This window comes from Bizionia sediminis (genome assembly GCF_042684585.1).
GTDB lineage: Bacteria > Bacteroidota > Bacteroidia > Flavobacteriales > Flavobacteriaceae > Algorimicrobium > Algorimicrobium sediminis.
In genome coordinates this window covers 359608-376854 of sequence record NZ_JBHULS010000003.1, presented here as the reverse complement: position 1 = coordinate 376854, position 17247 = coordinate 359608, and the positions used below count along the sequence as shown (strand labels likewise).

The window sequence follows — 17247 nt, the reverse complement described above, 5'->3', positions numbered from 1 at the left end:
TAGTTAAGCCCGTTTGCGCCGATGGTACTGCATCTCGTGGGAGAGTAGGTCGCCGCCTTTTTTAAAATCCCGATTCAAATTACGAATCGGGATTTTTTTTTGTTTATAATTCTTTGGTTGTATATTGGGCTAAAGTGTGGTACTGTGTTTGTTTTATGGTTACGTTTAAAAACCATAAGAGAGCCTTTGGCATTCTAACTAACGTTTACATGTGTACGCAACCGTTAAATAACAGGAATTATGGATAACAGAAACCCTTTTCAGGAACTTTTCAACAAACAACGTGCTTTTCAATATACGGTTGGCAATACGTCTGCTGCAGATAGAATTAAAAAACTAAAACAACTCCGGGTTGCTTTGGAAAATACCTACAAAGAGCCTGTTTCCGCTCCCGGTACGTTACTGGGAAGTCAATCTTACATATTAAATGAACCAAAGGGTGTGTGTTTAATTATTTCGCCTTGGAATTATCCTATTAACTTAACTTTTGGTCCCTTGGTTTCGGCCATTGCTGGTGGGAACACTGTTGTTTTAAAACCATCCGAAATGACGCCTCATAGTTCCAAATTGATGGCCGACATTATAGGTGCATTATTTAATGATTGTGAAGTGGCTTTGGTAGAGGGCGAAAAAGAAACTTCGGAAGCTTTGTTGGAATTACCATTCAATCATATTTTTTTTACGGGTTCTCCTATGGTAGGGAAACTTGTTATGAAGGCAGCAGCCCAAAACTTGTCTTCGGTAACGTTGGAGTTAGGAGGCAAGTCGCCCGTAATTGTGCATCATTCAGCTAATGTAAAAAAGGCCGTGAAAAGAATTGTTTATGGCAAGTTTACTAATGCAGGTCAAACATGTATAGCGCCAGATTATATCCTGATCCACAACTCGCTTAAGGAGCAATTTATTAAGTATTTTAAAGAGGAAGTGCGTGCAATGTATTCCAATAACCCAGAAACGTCTTCAGCTTATAGCCGGATTGTAAACGAAAAACATTTAAACAGACTGCAAAGTTATTTAGAGGATGTTAAACATAATGGTGGTACTGTGGAGTATGGAGGAAAATTAAATCCTTCTACGTGTTATTTGGAGCCTACATTAGTAACTAATTTGCCGGATAATGCGGTACTTATGCAAGAGGAAATTTTTGGGCCCATTTTACCAGTAAAAACCTATACTCATATTGAGGAAGCAGTAGACTATATAAATGCCAACGAAAAACCTTTGGCACTTTATTTATTTAGTAAGGATAAAACCACTATTAATTTTGTGCTTAAAAACACGCGAGCTGGTGGCAGTTGTGTGAATCATGTGTTATTACATTTTTTGAATCATAACCTGCCATTTGGTGGTGTTAATAACAGCGGTATTGGAAAATCGCATGGTATTTTTGGATTTAAGGAGTTTACAAATCAACGGTCCGTTTTGCATCAGCGTACCATTAGCGCAGTGGACTGGCTAATGCCTCCTTATACAAATTGGAAACAAAAACTGGTAAATTTTTCGCTAAAATGGTTTAACGTGCATATAAAATTATAATGGCTGTGCTTTAAAAACCCGCATTCTTAAGCTTGCTTAAAAGCGTTTCAAAATGCTTACAGGTGTTTACTTAAACCCGTTTTCTTTAGCTAGAATATTAGCAAATAGAGTTTTCTTAACGCACCCTTTTTTTACCAATAAAATAATATTAAAAAAAAGATATGGTTTACTAAATAGATTAGTAATTTTAAACTATCTAATATCTTAAAGAATGCAGCTTAAAAATGGTTTAATTTATTTGCTTACTATATTATGTATTTACGGTTGTTCCAAACCCATTGAGAAAAGTGGTAACGGTCAAATTATCCCCATACCGGAACAGCAAGTTTTTGAAGATGGTTACTTTACAATAACAAACCAAACTGGAATTCAATTTGATAAGGAATTTGAAATTGCTGGAAATTTTTTAAAAGATTATATACATACAGGAAGTGGTTTGGCTTTAGGTTCCGGCACGGATATTCGTTTTACCAAAGAGCCTGCTCTGGATACGGAAGAAGCTTATAGTTTGGAAATTTCTGCAACTGCCATTGAAATTAAAGCGGCTACGGCTCAAGGAGCATTTTATGCGGTGCAAAGCTTGCGACAATTAATGCCCGCAGAACTGGAAGACGGTTCTTACCTGGACAAGGCTATAACGATTTCTAATACACGTATTAAGGATAGACCAGTATTTTCCTATCGAGGCATGCATTTGGATGTTGCTAGGCACATGTTTCCCGTTTCTTTTATAAAAAAATATATTGATGCTTTAGCGCTTTTAAAATTCAATAATTTCCACTGGCATTTAACCGATGACCAAGGGTGGCGCGTTGAAATAAAGAGATACCCCAAATTACAGGAAATAGCGGCTTATAGAAACGAAACACAAATAGGATTTTTTAATACCAAGCCACATCAAGTAATTAACGAAACCTATGGTGGGTATTATACCCAAGAGGAAATTAAGGAATTGGTAGCCTATGCTAAAGCGCGTTTTATTACCATTATTCCAGAAATTGAATTGCCTGGACACGCTTTATCAGCTCTTGCTGCTTATCCAGAATTAAGCTGTAATGGTACGCCTTTACAAGTGGCTACTACCGATGGTGTTTTTGACGATATTTTTTGTGTAAAAGCAGAAACGTTCAGATTTCTTGAAGGCGTTTTCGATGAAATTGTCGATCTATTTCCTGGCCAATACATTCATATTGGTGGCGATGCGGCACCAAAAACACGCTGGAAGAACTGCACAACTTGTCAGAATACCATGAAAGAGCAGGGCTTAACAAATACGGTAGAACTTCAAAGTTATTTCGTTTCAAAAATTGCGCAATATTTGCATGCTAAAGGTCGCCAAATTATTGGCTGGGATGCTACTTTAAACAGTAAATTGGCACCAGATGATATTGTAATGACTTGGCGTGGGCCTGAAGGCGCTTTGGCACCTGCAGCAAAAAATCAAGATGTTATAGTAACATCTAAAGCGCATACTTATTTTAACAGATACCAATCTGAAACCCCCAACGAGCCTCTCGCATTTGGGGGTTACGTACCCTTAAAAAAGGTATATCAGTTTAATCCACTGCCTGCAACATTAAGTGCGCAAGATGCGGGTCGTGTTTTGGGTGCCCAAGGTATTGTATGGACGCAATATACTGTTAATGCCGAGCAGTTGGAGTATATGGTTTTTCCTAGAGCAATTGGATTGGCAGAGGCGCTATGGTCTCATGAAAAGCACAAAAATTACGACAATTTTGTTTCTAGGCTTTCAAGCTTTCATGACCGACTGGATTTTCTTAAAATAAATTACGCCAACCATTTACACCAATTAAAAGGGCATATGGTTACTAAAGATAAACAAAGTATTTACGAACTGCAAAAACAAACCGATAGCACCGTTATCAGATATACTTTGGACGGAAGTATTCCAAACATGAAATCCAAGCTTTATAATAATGGAATTCCTATTACAAAAAACTCAATAATTACGGCAGCTATTTTTGACAAAACAAGAAGATTAGGGCCATTATTTACAGAAACTATACAATGGCATCAGGCCATTGGGAAAGATATTATTTTAGATGTTCAGCCACATCACGCCTATCCTGGTATGGGATCGGATGGATTAATTAATGGAGTTTTGGGCAATTCAAATCGCTACCGAGACAATGAATGGCTTGGGTTTTTTGGTGAGGATGTAGAAATTACCATCGATTTGGACGTTCCAACAACTATAAATGCTATTGCCATGCGTTTTCACAATGGAAAAAAACAACTGGCTTATGCGCCTAAAAAAGTGGAAATAGAGTTAGATAATAAAACGATATTCGAAATAGATATTCCCGAATCCAACGAATCCGTGGTACCCGTAGTTTTTGAAAAAAATTATACCACACGGTTTATAACCATACGAATTCCTAATTTTGGTAAAATCCCAGAAGGAAGCCTTGGCGAAGGAAGCTTAGCCTGGACATTTATAGACGAAATTCAAGTAAATTAAGCCACTAATAACATGAATAAACTGGCATTTTTATATGGGTTTTTAAAGTCACTTTGGCTTTCAGAACAGCTAACGTGTTATATGGTTTATCCGGAAGTTTAATAACGGTTGGAACACAGCTTTACAATACACAAAATATGAAAACACAAATAATGCTAACTTTTTTTTTACTGCTAAGTGTTGTAGCTTGTAAACCCACTTTAACGGCCATTGGGGATACCCAAATTGATGTTTTTACGGATACACATCTGTATTTTGATCCGAATTTAAAAACCACTCACTTTAGTCCAGATAACCTTTCTGAAACCGATAGTATTTTACGGTTGGATGCCGGACGTGTACTTTTAAAAAAAATACATATTCCTCAATATTTTAAACAACCTGAAGTTAGTGTGCAAATGAGTTTGACATCCAACGGCGATCCCTGGGATAAATCAGGTTCTTTATTTATTATTCCTGCGTCGGCAGATTTAAATATGTTGGATTTGGAGATGGGAGCTGTAAAAAAAGAACATTTTCCGTTTCAAGCTGCTGGTACGATTTCAAAACAAATAGGTGGTAAACATTTTATGCCTAATATTGAATTATTACGCTTTATGACACCGTTTGGTGTTGGTTTTTTTAACAACGACCCTCGCGTTGCCAACCTGAAGCCTGTTTACATTCCTAAATGGGAAACCCAAGTACAGTGGACACAAAATATAACCCAGTTATTGCCTCTTTTGGAAAATGAACTTTATGTTGGTGTTTTTATAGATACCTGGACAAAGGAAGGCTATAAGCTTTCGGTGCAATTAAATTTCAAGGAGAGTACTGTGGCCAATCATGCAATAAAGGAACAGCAAGTAATCCCTTTAGTAAACACCGTAAAATACGCCAGCAAACAAGTCTATTTTGATGCTTTTCATAAAGACGATTTACAGGTTAGTATTCCCGTTTCAGCACCTTACACCAATGCTAAATTATACTACCTTACAACAGGGCATGGCGGACATGCCGAAGGCGATGAGTTTACACAAAAGGAAAATGTAATTTATTTAAACAATACCGTTATTAAACAATTTGTTCCGTGGCGCGATGATTGCGCTAGCTTTAGGCGCTTTAATCCAACATCGGGAGTCTGGACAGAAAAAACTATTTGGAAAGGACAAGAAATAGAGGAACGCATTGCCTCATCAGATTATTCGCGCTCTAACTGGTGTCCGGGTAGCCAAGTGGCTCCGGAAGTAATAGAATTGGGAACCATGCAACCCGGAGACTATACTTTTAAATTTTCTATACCCGAGGCACAAGCCATTACCGAAGATAAAATTAACTATTGGATGGTATCTGCTTACTTGGTTTTCGATAAAAACTAAAAAAGCTAGTTGTGCCATTTAAGTCTATGTAAATGCTAAAAATACAATAAGCTAAACCAGGTTTCAAACTTCAGTACATCCCTTTTATACAATTTAGTACTTAATAAAATTTTAACATCCCCTATAAATTAGCTTGTAATATTAAGCAGTATCTTTGCAAACGCTTCAAAAACACTATTTATGGCGGCCTGGATTATAGCTTCAATTATATTTTCTGCCCTTGTTTTTAGTTTGGAATTTTATGCCTTTCAGGCCTTAAAAACCATAACTAAAAATAAAGCTATTAAAGCGTTATGGATTATTGTAACTGTTGCCTTTTACGGTTATTTTATTTACACGTTAGTTACTACGCCACGCAGTGCGGGCCAAACAAATGCCATACAGTTGGCATCTGGGTTTTTGCTTACGCTGGTTATGCCAAAACTACTGCTGGTTTTCTTTATGCTTGGCGAGGATGTTTTTAGAATTTTAAAAAAAGGATACTCATGGCTTACGCCTGGCGAAACTGCTGTATTTGAAAGTCGTCGTGTTTTTATAGCTAAAATAGCTTTGGGCTTGGCAGCTATTCCATTTGCCTCATTTATTTATGGTATTGTACAAGGACGGTATAATTACAAAGTATTAAAATACCAACTTACTTTTAACGATTTGCCAGATGCTTTTGACGGTTTTAAAATCACACAAATTTCCGATATACACGCCGGTAGTTTTACCAATAAAGAAAAAATTATGTACGGTATTGACCTTATTAACAAGCAGCAGTCCGATTTAATGGTTTTTACTGGCGATTTGGTAAACAATATGGCTTCGGAAATGGATAATTGGGTTTCGGTGTTCAAGTCGCTAGAGGCGCCCTATGGTAAATATTCCGTTCTAGGAAATCATGATTATGGCGATTACGTATCTTGGGATTCGCCAGAGGACAAAATAAAAAATTTTGAAGCCGTTAAGGCGGTACACCCTAAAATGGGATTCAATTTGTTGCTAGACGAACATCGCTATATTGAAAAAGATGGTCAGCGATTGGCCTTAATTGGCGTTGAAAACTGGGGTAAAGGATTTAATCAGGCAGGAGATTTACAAAAAGCTTCGGAAAAGGTTTTGGCAGACGACTTTAAAATACTTCTCACCCACGACCCCTCTCATTGGGAGCACCAAGTAAAGGAAAACACTTTTAATTACCAATTAACTTTAAGTGGCCATACCCACGGCCTTCAAATGGGAATTGAAATACCTGGATGGTTTAAATGGAGTCCATCGCAATATATTTATAAGCAATGGGCCGGACTGTATCAAGAATATGGCAGATTTATAAATGTTAATCGCGGATTTGGATACCATGCCTTTCCGGGTCGGGTAGGTATTTGGCCAGAAATAACCGTTATTGAGTTAAAAAAAGGCGAAAAAAATACCTAGTTGTTTTGTCGATATTTTTAACTAATTTAACCGTGTAACAAGTCCATTGAACACTAAATATAAAAAAATTATGTAGGTTTGTAAGTGTACATGGGAATAAAATAACAACCATATGTCGAAATTTGGAGAACTTATAGACGTTAAAATTCCTGTTTTATTGGATTTTTATACGGAGTGGAGCGAGCAATCGAAAGCCATGCACGCGGTTTTACGCGATGTAGCGGCAGCATTGGGCGATAAAGCCAAAGTGATAAAAATAGACATTGAAAAAAACAAAGAATTAGCGGAAGCACTGCGTGTTAAAGCATTACCCACCTTAATTATTTATAAGAATGGCGAAATGAAATGGCGCCATAGTGGCGAGCAAGACGCAAATTCTCTTATAGGTATTATGAAACAATACCTTTAGTTGAATGATTCTGGTAAGGCATGAAACTGATAACCTCTAGCCGAAAAATAGGCCAAAACCCTTGGTAGTGCATACATTAAATTTTTGGAGGCCTTTACACTATCGTGAAAAACCACAATATCGCCCGCTTTAGTATGTTTTATAATGTTTTGGTAACAGGACTCTGGTGTTGTGTTTTTATCCCAGTCAAAAGACAAAATACTCCAAGTTACCACAGCGTAGCCTTCCTGTATTAAAACCTTTCCTTGTTTTGGTGTTATTTGGCCATATGGCGGCCTAAAAAGACGTTTCGCGTTTGTGTTTTTAGGTGGTACTGTATAATTTTTAATAGTGCGCTGGGCCTGGTTTATATCGCTTAGGTATTTGGCTGTATTAATTTGCCAACCTTTAATATGCGTATGCGAGTGGTTACCTATTCCGTGTCCTTGTAAAATTATATCCCTAAAAATATCGGGAAACAGTTCTATATTTTTTCCAATACAGAAAAAAGTGGCTTTGGCCTGAAATTGCTGCAATAATTTTAAAGTCCAGTGCGTAATTTCGGGAGTAGGACCATCATCAAAAGTTAAATACAGCACTTTTTGCGTAGTGGTATACTCCCAAATAAAATTTGGGAGTAACTTTTTTATAAAACCAGGTGTTTTAACAGGAACAAATAGCATGTTTAGGCCTCTGGCAGTGTCTTTAACGTATCGGTTTGAAGCATGTCTATTTCAACAGGATCTGGAGTTTGTTGTACATCTGTTTCTGGAATATCTTCGCCGCCGTAAAAATGACTAAATAGGTTTAAGAAATTGGAAAATGTTTTGGTTTCTGTTTGTGCGAATTCTTTATCGTAGGTAATTACAACATCTACAATACTTTTATACCGTTCAATATCCGTGTATATATTCTCAAAAACATAGCGCTGTTGTTCGTGGTTTAAGGTGCTGTAGTAGGTTAAATTTTCTTGATATTTTTCTGCTACATCCATAAATAACTTTCTAGCTTTTTCTGTAGCGCCAACTTCATAATAGGCGCTAATATAAGGCTCCAACAGGGTATAAAACCCGAAGAAGTCTACCGGCATATTCTCCATAGCAATATCAGCTATTTCTTCTGCTTTTTCTGGTTTATTTTCATTTATTAACTGCTCAATTAAACGTGCTAAATTGCCCCGGTATGTTATAGCGTTTTTACGTGTTTCTACGTCGTGATAAATATCGGGACTACCTGTATTGCCCCAATCCCAAGCAATTACTTTGTTATACATTAGTTCGCTATCTACACGACCCATATCAAACGGATTGGCTTTATTAACAGGGGTTTTAATTGGCACTAATTTATAGGTCATGCCATCTAATTGCAGGTAATCTTTCATCCAAATATAATCGTCGTTACCAAAAGCACCTCCCGTAAAGTGGATAGGGCGTTTCCAATCGTTATTGGCAATAATATCTAACATTAACAATCGGTTTTTATAAATAGCACCGTCGGTAATTTTTATATCTACATAGTCCACCATTTTATGGGCATCTTTAGGTTTTACAATGCCATATTTAAGCGCGTTTTCTTTATTTACAGGCACGCGAATATTTTCAACTGGAAAATAGTTTGAGTTTTGCAGTTGCGTTGGATAAAAGCTTGGGTCTTCGCCTTGCATTTGTAAAATATATTTGAATTTTGTTTTTGGGTTGTCACTAGAAACAAAATCCATAAAATCGCTTATCATTAGGGTGTCTGTGTTAATTAAGCGTTGCGGTCTGCCTTGGGCATCTATATAATGCGTTTTTTTCATAATATAGTCGCGTGTCCCCGATCGGTATTGCTCGTGTACCAGTTTAGAAGGTATTGGGTCGCTTTCATAAGCTTTGCGTTTCATTTGGTCTATATACCAATCGGTTTGGAATAAACTGGTATTTACTACGCGTACATCGGTTCTGTAGCCTTCAATTTCTTGGGCGTACCAAAGGGCAAATGTATCGTTATCACCAATAGAAAATAAAATGGCATTTTCGCCGCAGGAGTCTAGGTATTTTTTGGCCATAGAGCGCGCCGAGTATTTACCCGATCTGTCGTGGTCGTCCCAGTTGTTGGCAGCCAAAATACCAGGGACAAGAACCAGACACAATACCGTTACGGCTGGTGCTAGTAATTTGGAGCCTATTTTATTTCGGAGTAAATCTACCAGGGCATATACGCCAAAACCTATCCAAATAGCAAAAACATAAAAAGACCCAACCAAAGAATAATCACGTTCGCGGGGTTCAAATGGTCTTACATTGGTATACACTTGTATGGCTAAACCTGTAAACAAGAAGAACACCAGTGTTACCCAAAACATTTTTTTATCTTTATTATACAGTAAGAATAAACCTAACAAGCCTAAAATTAGCGGTAGGAAGTAATAAGTATTGCGCGCTTTATTATTTTTTACGTCGCTAGGCAAGTTGGTTTGTGGTAAGCCTAAATGCCATTCGTCAATAAAATTAATGCCGCTTAGCCAGTTTCCGTTAAACCCGTCCATTTTACCCTGAATATCATTTTGCCTGCCTACAAAATTCCACATAAAATAGCGCCAGTACATGTATCCCAGCTGGAATTCAAACATGTAAGCAATATTACTGGCTAACGATGGGCGTTCCACATCAATTATCTGGCTGTTTTGTCTTAAAAAGCTATGATAATCTTCGTAATCCACCATGCCATTGGCAACTTCCATTTTAAATTTGTTAACTGCCGCACGTAGCTCGTTATCCATTTGGTATTCGGGTTTTAGTTTAAAATCTAAAAACCCTGTAAACATCATATAATTTTCGGCGTTTTCTGGACTCCACATACGTGGTAATAAGGAGGCGTGTTTGGAGTTGTAGTTTTGGCGGGCATTTTTCCAGTCGTTTACAATAATATAGCGTCCATTTACTTCGTCTTTTTCGTAGTTTGGTTTGTCGTCTACATAAGGTTCGGTTTCATCTAAACCAGAATATTGGTCTGTAAACTGTGGGCCATAAAATAAATGGGTTTCTGGATATTGCTCCAAATTGTAGTATGCAAGGAGCTCGCGGGCATCGCTTGGGTCATTTTCGTTAATAACCACATCGGCATTGGCACGAATAGGCAGCATGATCCAAGAGGAAAACCCAATCATTATAAACGTGACACACAAAATACCCGTATTAAGCATTTTGTAATTCTTTCTAGTGGTGTATCGCAAACCTAAATAAATGAGTGCAACAATGGCCATACTAGCAAATACAGTACCGGAGTGAAATGGCAACCTTAACGTATTAACGAAGAAAATTTCTGTGGTACTAAAAATACGAAGAATATTAGGAGCCAGTAATTTAAAAATAAACAACAAAATAGCTACCGCCACAACGTTTGCAATAATGAAGTTTTTAATGGTAACTGTTTTATAGTTTTTAAAGTAATAAATTAATGCAATAGCAGGAATGGTTAATAAGCCCATAAAGTGAACACCAAAAGACATTCCTACAATAAAAGAAATGAGTACTATCCAACGGTTTCCGCGTGGTGTATCCATATCGCGTTCCCAGCGTAGGGCCAACCAAAATAATACAGACATTATTAAAGTGGCCATGGCGTATACTTCGGTTTCTACGGCATTAAACCAAAAAGAATCGGTAAAGGTAAAGGCTAAACTACCTACCAAGCCACTTCCTAAAATAGCTATTTTTTGTGTGTTGCTTATTGTGTTTGGCTCGCCAACCACTTTTCTTAACAAAAGTGTAATGGTAAAAAACATAAATAAAATGGTAAAGGCACTAGCCGTTGCACTCATCATATTTAACATAAATCCTACTTGTGCAGGTTCGGTAGCAAACATAGAAAAGAAAGCGCCAAACATTTGAAACAAAGGCGCACCTGGTGGGTGGCCAACTTGTAATTTTGCAGAGGTTAAAATATACTCGCCTGCATCCCAAAAGCTTACAGTAGGTTCTACTGTTAAGGTGTAAGTTATAAAGGCAACTAAAAAAGAAAACCAAGCTAAAATGGTGTTCCACTTTTTAAAGCTGATGTGTGTCATGTAATTACAAGTTTTTAAAGAGGCGAATTTAACAATAAATAATAAAATTTGGGTGCTTTTAAGGAAACGTTAAGTAATAAATTTAATTTTTATGTAAAAAAAACTTGCGCAAATAAATATTTGTTTTAAATTTGCAACCGCAATACAAGATTGGCCTATGGTGTAACTGGTAACACGTTGGTTTTTGGTACCAAAGAGTCTAGGTTCGAAACCTAGTGGGCCAACAAAAAAAAAGAAACCTAATCATTTATTTGATTAGGTTTTTTTGGTTTTAAACCTTTTTCTAAAATTTAAGGTCATCTTATCGTGTAAAATGGCTGTTTCGGGTTAAACCTAAACCCAGTAAAAAGCATTTTAAATTTTAAAGGTAATAACGGGTCTTTTAGCATGATTTACTAAATCCTCGCTAATACTACCGTTAAAAAAATGTGCAATACCTTGTCTGCCATGCGTGCTAATGCCTATTAGGTCTGCATTTACAATGTGCGAAAAATTTAAAATGCCTTTCTCTACACTGTCGTCATTGTAAATAGAAATGGTATAATTTTCAAAGTTACTGCCTGCAATAAAATCGAGGATTCGGGCTTTTGCTGTGTTGGTTGTAATAAAGTTATTAGCGGTGTTTACAAATAACAAATGTATTTTGGCGTCTAGAATTTTAGCTAAATTAACGGCTTGTAAATAGGTGCCTTTGTTGTCGTTTTTAAAATCGGATGCAAAAACAAAGTTGTTTATTTCAAAATTGTCATGTTCGTTTTTTATAACTAAAACTGGAATTTCAGATGTGCGCACTACTTTTTCGGTATTCGATCCAATAAACATTTCCTTAAATCCGTTGGCGCCATGGGAACCCATAACAATTAAATCTATGTTATGTGTTTTGCAGGTGTCAGAAATTCCTGTAAAAGTTTTATTAAAATCTACTGTTTCATGCACTGTCAAGCCTTTTAAATATTCTTGACTCATGGTTTTTTCAAATTTTTGGTGGGCTAATTTCATAAAAAACATAGCCTCCGGAAGTTCGCTATATTGGCTTAAGGCGTCAATTTGGTCTAGCGGAAGCTCCAACATGTGCAGCAAATAAATTTCGCAATCGTGCTTTTTTGCTAGTTGTGCGGCTACTTTTAAGGCTTGTTCTGCTTCTTTGGAAAAATCCGTAGGGACAAGAATTCGTTTCATATGGTCACGTTTTAAAGGATTGGTTAGATGCTTTAAAGCTATGAATAAAAATTGATATTTTAATCATTATGGAATTCAATTAAATTATTGTATGTTTGCACCGTTGTAAGAAAAGATTAAATGAGGGGACCTAATGTCCCCTCTTTTTATACCAACTTTTTGTATTACCTATGTTGAGAGAAACAGTAAAAACCTTGCTTAATAATGCTTTAGAAGAGCGAACGGATTTATTTTTAATAGAATTTTCTATGAATCCAGAAAATGCTATAAGTGTTATTATTGATGGCGACAACGGTGTAACCGTGGACGATTGCGTGTTTATAAGTCGGGCCATAGAACACAATATAGATCGGGATGAGCACGATTTCTCTTTAGAAGTAGCCTCGGCTGGTGCTACGGCACCGCTAGTGCATGTAAGGCAATACATTAAAAATGTGGGTAGAGATCTGGAATTACAAACAACAGAACAAGCCTTGGCGGGAACGCTTATTGAAGCTACAAACACCCACCTAACCCTGCAGTGGAAGGCGCGCGAGCCCAAACCTGTAGGTAAAGGGAAGGTTACCGTAGAAAAAAAGGCGGAAATTGCCTACCAAGATATTGTAGAAGCAAAAGTTATGATAAAATTTTAATTCAGAAAGAGATATGGAGAATCTTGCGTTAATTGATTCATTTTCGGAGTTTAAAGACGATAAATTAATCGATCGTGTAACGTTAATGGCGATTTTAGAAGATGTTTTTAGAAATGCGCTTAAAAAGAAGTTTGGAGATGATGATAATTTTGATATTATTATAAACCCAGATAAAGGCGATTTAGAAATATGGAGAAATCGTGTGGTGGTTGCAGATGGAGAAGTAGAGGATCCTAATCAAGAAATTTCCCTGTCGGAAGCCCGAAAAATAGAACCAGATTTTGAAGTAGGTGAAGACGTTTCGGAAGAAGTAAAATTAATAGATTTAGGCCGTCGTTCTATTTTAGCTTTAAGACAAAACCTAATTTCTAAAATTCACGAGCACGATAATACCAACATCTACAAACAATTTAAAGATTTGGTTGGCGAAATTTATACCGCCGAGGTACACCATATTCGCCACAGAGCAGTTATTTTGCTGGACGACGAAGGGAATGAAATTATTCTTCCTAAAGAAAAACAAATACCATCAGACTTTTTTAGAAAAGGCGATAACGTAAGAGGTATTATAGAATCGGTAGATCTAAAAGGCAACAAACCAGCCATAATTATGTCTAGAACCGCACCAGTTTTTCTAGAAAAGCTGTTTGAACAAGAAATTCCAGAGGTTTTTGATGGCTTAATTACCATTAAAAATGTTGTAAGAATACCAGGTGAAAAGGCTAAAGTGGCTGTGGATTCCTACGACGACAGAATAGACCCTGTTGGTGCCTGTGTAGGTATGAAAGGTTCCCGAATACACGGTATTGTGCGCGAATTAGGCAATGAAAATATAGATGTTATAAACTACACAAGTAACTTACCGCTGTATATTACCAGAGCCTTAAGTCCGGCCCGTGTAACATCTATAAAAATAGACGAAGAAAACAAACGTGCAGAAGCTATTTTAAAACCAGAGGAGGTAAGCAAAGCCATTGGGCGAAGCGGTCATAACATTCGTTTAGCAGGCCAACTTACGGGTTACGAAATAGATGTATTTAGAGAAGGTGCCGAGGAAGATGTAGAACTATCCGAGTTCCGCGACGAAATAGAACCGTGGATTATTGAGGAGTTTAGTAAAGTTGGATTAGATACAGCCAAAAGTATTCTTGAACGCGATGTGCAAGATTTGGTAAAGAGAACCGACTTGGAAGAAGAAACAATTAATGAAGTAATTAGAATTCTTAGGGAAGAATTTGAAGAATAACATATATTAGGTTATATTAAAGGCGATTTATGGCTGAAACAATTAGATTAAATAAAGTATTACGTGAGCTAAACATTTCTTTAGATCGTGCCGTGGAGTTCCTAGATTCCAAAGGTATAGAGATAGAGAAACGTCCAACAACAAAAATTTCGCAAGAAACTTTTGATGTGCTTTCAAACGAATTTCAAACAGATGCCAATAAAAAAATGGCATCTCAAGAAGTTAGTGAAGCCAAGCAAAAGGAAAAAGAAGCGATACGGCTACAGCGTGAACGAGAATTAGAGGCAAAAGAAAAGGAAAAAGCGGAGCGCGAAGCATTAGCTAAAGCCAAAGAAGCTGAAGTTGTTAAGGCGAAAACAAAACTTTCTGGGCCAAAACAAGTAGGTAAAATCGATTTGGAGGCCAAAACTAAAAAGGCCGAAAACACCAAAGACGAAACCCCTGTTGCTACACCTGCCACACCAGCAGCAAGCAACACAGCCAGTGCTAAAACACCAGACGCTAAATCTGTGGAAAAACCGCCGGTAAAATCACAGCTAGAGGACACGCCATCTTCTAAGCCTGCCCATACACCAAAAGCGGAAGCACCGAAAGCTGAAAAGGTAAGTCCTGAAAAGCCTAAAGAAGCGCCTAAAAAAGAAGCTGCTCAAAAAACGGAGGCTGTAAAAGCGCCACCTACAAAACAAACAGAAGCGTCTGCGCCAGAGGCACCTGTGGAGGAGCACGTAAAAACACAATACCAAAAATTGTCTGGGCCAAAAATTGCAGGTGAAAAAATAGATTTATCGCAATTTAAAAAGCCGAAGAAAAAGAAAGACGATAAAGATAAAACGTCCGACCCTAAGAAAAAACGTCGTAGAATTAGCAAAGCGGGAGCCCCGGGATCTACCGGAGCCGCCCCTTCACGCGGTGGTAACGACCGCTTTAAAGGCAAACCAGGAAAAGGCCGTCGTCCGGTTGTAAAAGAAGAGCCTAGCGAGGAAGACGTACAAAAGCAAGTTCGGGAAACTCTTGAAAAACTTCAAGGTAAATCCAATAAAGGAAAAGGTGCAAAATACCGTCGTGATAAACGCGACCAGCACCGCGAACAAACCGAAAAAGACTTACAAGCAGCATCTGCAGAAAGTAAAATACTAAAAGTAACAGAATTTGTTACAGCTAGCGAAATGGCTACCATGATGGATGTACAGGTAACGCAAATTATTTCAGCGTGTATGTCCTTGGGTATGATGGTTACCATGAACCAGCGTTTGGATGCAGAAACACTTACTATTGTAGCAGACGAATTTGGCTACGAAGTAGAATTTATAACCACTGGTATTGAAGATGCTATTGAAGTATCTGAAGATAAACCAGAGGATTTAGTAGAACGCGCACCTATTGTAACCGTAATGGGGCACGTAGATCATGGTAAAACGTCCTTATTGGATAACATTCGCCAGGAAAATGTCATTGCCGGTGAGTCCGGTGGTATTACGCAGCATATTGGTGCTTACGGTGTGCAACTAGAAAATGGTCAAAAAATTGCCTTTTTAGACACACCTGGTCACGAGGCCTTTACGGCTATGCGTGCACGTGGTGCCCAAGTAACAGATATTGCCATAATTGTTATTGCAGCAGACGATGATATAATGCCACAAACCAAGGAAGCTATCTCCCACGCGCAAGCAGCCGGTGTTCCAATTGTTTTTGCGATAAATAAAATAGACCGTCCAACGGCAAATCCGGAAAAAATTAAGGACAGTCTGGCACAAATGAACTTATTAGTGGAAGACTGGGGTGGTAAAATCCAATCGCAAGATATTTCGGCTAAAACAGGTTTAGGTGTTAAAGAACTTTTGGAAAAAGTATTGTTAGAAGCCGAATTGTTAGAGCTTAAAGCCAATCCAAATAAACGCGCCTCGGGTACCGTGGTAGAAGCCTTTTTAGATAAAGGCCGCGGGTATGTGTCTACAGTACTGGTACAAGCCGGAACTTTAAAAATAGGCGACTATGTTTTAGCTGGTAAAAACAGCGGTAAAATTAAAGCCATGCAAGATGAGCGCGGTAACGATATTAAACAAGCAGGACCGTCCACGCCGGTATCTATTTTGGGTCTGGATGGTGCGCCACAAGCAGGCGATAAATTTAATGTATTTGAAGACGAGCGGGAAGCAAAACAAATTGCAACCAAACGTACCCAATTACAGCGCGAACAATCTGTTAGAACACAACGCCATATTACACTAGACGAAATTGGCCGCCGAATTGCTTTAGGCGATTTCCAAGAACTAAATATTATCTTGAAAGGAGATGTGGACGGTTCTGTAGAGGCATTAACAGATTCTTTCCAAAAATTATCAACCGAGGAAATTCAAGTAAATATCATCCATAAAGGTGTAGGTCCAATTACCGAAAGCGATGTGCTGTTGGCTTCTGCATCCGATGCTATTATTATTGGATTTAACGTACGCCCAATGGGTAATGCCAGAAGTATTGCCGACAAGGAAGAAATAGACATCCGTACCTATTCTATTATTTACGATGCTATAAACGATCTGAAAGATGCCATGGAAGGCATGTTGTCGCCAGAGCTTAAAGAAGAAGTTACCGGTACAGCCGAAATTAGAGAAATCTTTAAAGTTTCTAAAATTGGTAGTATTGCAGGTTGTATGGTGTTAACTGGTAAAATTTTCAGAAATTCAAGCATACGTTTAATTAGAGATGGTGTGGTTGTTTACACAGGTGAATTAGCATCTTTAAAACGATTTAAAGACGATGTTAAAGAGGTTTCTAAAGGCTACGATTGTGGTATGCAAATTAAAAACTACAACGATCTGAAAGAAAACGACATCATTGAAGCTTATCATGAAGTAGAAGTTAAAAAGAAACTGAAATAAGGTTTTCTAAACATAATTGAAAAAAAAGAGAGGTAAAATACCTCTCTTTTTTTATTCCTCTATTTTGGCAGCAACTTATCTAA

11 protein-coding genes and 1 tRNA gene are annotated in these 17247 nt (G+C 37.6%); 9 read left to right on the top strand and 3 right to left on the bottom strand.

Annotation, left to right across the window (positions count from 1 at the left end):
• The first annotated feature begins 240 nt into the window (after nt 1-240).
• The 5 genes from ACFSQP_RS09725 (at nt 241) to ACFSQP_RS09705 (ending at nt 7201) form a co-directional block, all read left to right on the top strand.
• Nucleotides 241-1536 (top strand): aldehyde dehydrogenase family protein, encoded by a 1296-nt coding sequence (locus tag ACFSQP_RS09725; protein ID WP_376893889.1) that lies wholly within the window; start codon nt 241-243, stop codon nt 1534-1536.
• A 211-nt stretch (nt 1537-1747) separates the two neighbouring features.
• Nucleotides 1748-4018, top strand: a complete 2271-nt coding sequence (locus ACFSQP_RS09720) for a beta-N-acetylhexosaminidase (protein ID WP_376893887.1) — start codon at nt 1748-1750, stop codon at nt 4016-4018.
• A gap of 137 nt (nt 4019-4155) precedes the next feature.
• Nucleotides 4156-5376, top strand: coding sequence for a PNGase F N-terminal domain-containing protein (locus tag ACFSQP_RS09715; RefSeq protein ID WP_376893885.1), 1221 nt, complete (start codon nt 4156-4158; stop codon nt 5374-5376).
• Between the two features lie 180 nt (nt 5377-5556).
• The gene (locus ACFSQP_RS09710) at nt 5557-6792 is read left to right on the top strand and encodes a metallophosphoesterase (protein WP_376893883.1); all 1236 of its coding nucleotides are present in this window, start codon (nt 5557-5559) and stop codon (nt 6790-6792) included.
• Between the two features lie 112 nt (nt 6793-6904).
• Nucleotides 6905-7201: a thioredoxin family protein gene (locus tag ACFSQP_RS09705; RefSeq protein WP_376893881.1), complete on the top strand. Its 297-nt coding sequence runs from the start codon at nt 6905-6907 to the stop codon at nt 7199-7201.
• Here ACFSQP_RS09705 and ACFSQP_RS09700 read toward each other — a convergent pair.
• Together ACFSQP_RS09700 and ACFSQP_RS09695 are read right to left on the bottom strand one after the other, a co-directional pair.
• Entirely contained in the window at nt 7198-7863 is a 666-nt protein-coding gene (locus tag ACFSQP_RS09700; RefSeq protein ID WP_376893879.1) for a polysaccharide deacetylase family protein, read from the bottom strand. The two genes, ACFSQP_RS09705 and ACFSQP_RS09700, sit on opposite strands and share 4 nt — an antisense overlap.
• A 2-nt stretch (nt 7864-7865) precedes the next feature.
• Nucleotides 7866-11228 (bottom strand): glycosyltransferase family 117 protein, encoded by a 3363-nt coding sequence (locus tag ACFSQP_RS09695; RefSeq protein ID WP_376893877.1) that lies wholly within the window; start codon nt 11226-11228, stop codon nt 7866-7868.
• Nucleotides 11229-11379: 151 nt separating this feature from the next.
• On the opposite strand from ACFSQP_RS09695, the gene ACFSQP_RS09690 reads away from it, so the two are divergent.
• A tRNA-Gln gene (locus ACFSQP_RS09690) sits at nt 11380-11452 on the top strand.
• Nucleotides 11453-11582: 130 nt separating this feature from the next.
• On the opposite strand, the gene ACFSQP_RS09685 is transcribed toward ACFSQP_RS09690, so the two are convergent.
• The gene (locus tag ACFSQP_RS09685; RefSeq protein ID WP_376893876.1) at nt 11583-12407 is read right to left on the bottom strand and encodes a universal stress protein; all 825 of its coding nucleotides are present in this window, start codon (nt 12405-12407) and stop codon (nt 11583-11585) included.
• A 170-nt stretch (nt 12408-12577) separates the two neighbouring features.
• Between ACFSQP_RS09685 and rimP the strand changes: the two genes are divergently transcribed.
• From rimP to infB, 3 genes are read left to right on the top strand one after another with little or no spacing between them, the layout of a single operon-like run.
• The gene (gene rimP / locus ACFSQP_RS09680) at nt 12578-13039 is read left to right on the top strand and encodes a ribosome assembly cofactor RimP (protein ID WP_376893874.1); all 462 of its coding nucleotides are present in this window, start codon (nt 12578-12580) and stop codon (nt 13037-13039) included.
• A 13-nt stretch (nt 13040-13052) separates the two neighbouring features.
• Nucleotides 13053-14285 (top strand): transcription termination factor NusA, encoded by a 1233-nt coding sequence (nusA, locus tag ACFSQP_RS09675; protein WP_376893872.1) that lies wholly within the window; start codon nt 13053-13055, stop codon nt 14283-14285.
• Nucleotides 14286-14314: 29 nt separating this feature from the next.
• Nucleotides 14315-17164, top strand: a complete 2850-nt coding sequence (gene infB / locus ACFSQP_RS09670; protein WP_376893870.1) for a translation initiation factor IF-2 — start codon at nt 14315-14317, stop codon at nt 17162-17164.
• Nucleotides 17165-17247 lie beyond the last annotated feature (83 nt).